At 69.3% G+C, this 823-nt stretch carries 1 protein-coding gene and 1 pseudogene; both read left to right on the forward strand.

The annotated features are described in order from the left end of the window. On the forward strand, positions 1–504 hold a 504-nt coding region (locus KZA10_RS16460), incomplete at its 5' end, for a sugar-binding domain-containing protein (protein WP_306300835.1). Continuing rightward, a pseudogene (locus KZA10_RS16465) lies at positions 501–823 on the forward strand (deoxyribose-phosphate aldolase); the annotation flags it as partial. The gene KZA10_RS16460 and the pseudogene KZA10_RS16465, both read left to right, overlap by 4 nt.

Below are 823 nucleotides of genomic sequence, written 5' to 3' on the forward strand. Positions count from 1 at the left end.
CGGCGCTCCGGCGGTGCTGCCGGCCTCGCTGTCACGATCGCGCAGCGCGCCTCGGGACAGGTCTCCCTGCTTCCGAGCCCCGCGATCCTCGAGCGCGTGGAGACGAAGCAGGCGATCGAGTCCGACCGCACGGTCGCCGCGGTGCTCGAAGAAGCCGCGGAGGCGCAGGCGTTCCTGTTTACCGCCGGACCCTGCGATGCCTCTTCCGCTCACGTCGAGAACGGATACCTCAGCGCCGAGGACGTGGAAGAGCTCGCGCGTCGTGGCGCGGTCGGAGACGTTCTCGGGCGCTATGTCGACGCCGAGGGCAACATCGTCGACTCACAGCTCGATGCGCGAACGGTCGGCGTCTCGCTCGACCGCCTGCGCGGAGCCGCCCGCGCGATCTTCGTCACGGCGGGACCCGCCAAGCACGACATCGCGCGCACTGTCGTGACCAGCGGCCTGTGCGGCGTTCTGGTGACCGATGAGACCACAGCACGAGCATTGTTGGAGGAACAGTGACGACCAAAGAACTCAACCGCAGGACGGCGGTGGACGTTCTGGGCGGAGAGCCCGACGACGCCACGCTCCGGCGTTTCCTGCACGGACTTCCCGGAGTGGACGCCGTCGGTCTGGAGCAGCGCGCTGCCGGGCTCGGCACCCGCTCGATCAAGACCACCTCGAAGGCGTGGGCGCTCGACACGATCATCAAGCTGATCGACCTGACGACGCTCGAGGGCGCGGACACCCCCGGCAAGGTGCGCTCCCTGGTCGCCAAGGCGAAGAACCCGGATGCCGCCGATGCGTCGACCCCGCGGGTTGCCGCCGTCTGCGTCTACGG

Source organism: Microbacterium sp. BF1, assembly GCF_019279095.1.
GTDB lineage: Bacteria > Actinomycetota > Actinomycetes > Actinomycetales > Microbacteriaceae > Microbacterium > Microbacterium maritypicum.